General features: G+C 55.2%; 2 rRNA genes. Both read left to right on the top strand.

Annotation, left to right across the window (positions count from 1 at the left end):
* Positions 1 to 96: ribosomal RNA gene (locus tag ACLJPD_RS33185) — 16S ribosomal RNA — on the top strand; the annotation flags it as partial.
* Positions 97 to 428: 332 nt separating this feature from the next.
* Positions 429 to 509 (top strand): 23S ribosomal RNA (locus ACLJPD_RS33180); the annotation flags it as partial.

Genomic DNA, 509 nt, shown 5'->3' with positions numbered 1-509 from the left:
CCTTGTGGGAGGGAGCCGTCGAAGGTGGGATCGGCGATTGGGACGAAGTCGTAACAAGGTAGCCGTACCGGAAGGTGCGGCTGGATCACCTCCTTTCTAAGGAGCACATCTACGCGACCACCTCGAACAGTCGAGAGTGGTTGTGTCAGAGACCGTTTAGTTCCCTTTCGTGGAGCTGCGGACGCTCATGGGTGGAACGCTGACAAACTCATCGCACTAGGTCGGAGCACTGTCTTCGACCGTGGTGATATACCGACACACTATTGGGTCCTGAAAGAACACGCGAGTGTCCTTTCAAGGCAAAACAAACGATCCGATGAGATCTTCCTCGAAACCGCCGGCGGGCTTTGCTTGCTGAGTAGGTCTGGGTACGAGGTCACAACGGGTGTGTTGTTTGAGAACTGCACAGTGGACGCGAGCATCTTTGTTAGTAAGTGTTTAAGAGCGTACGGTGGATGCCTTGGCACCAGGAGCCGATGAAGGACGTAGGAGGCTGCGATAAGCCTCGG

It is taken from the genome of Nocardia sp. A7 (assembly GCF_046549215.1).
In the GTDB taxonomy this organism is placed as follows: domain Bacteria; phylum Actinomycetota; class Actinomycetes; order Mycobacteriales; family Mycobacteriaceae; genus Nocardia.
This window is presented reverse-complemented; position numbering and strand designations above follow the sequence as displayed.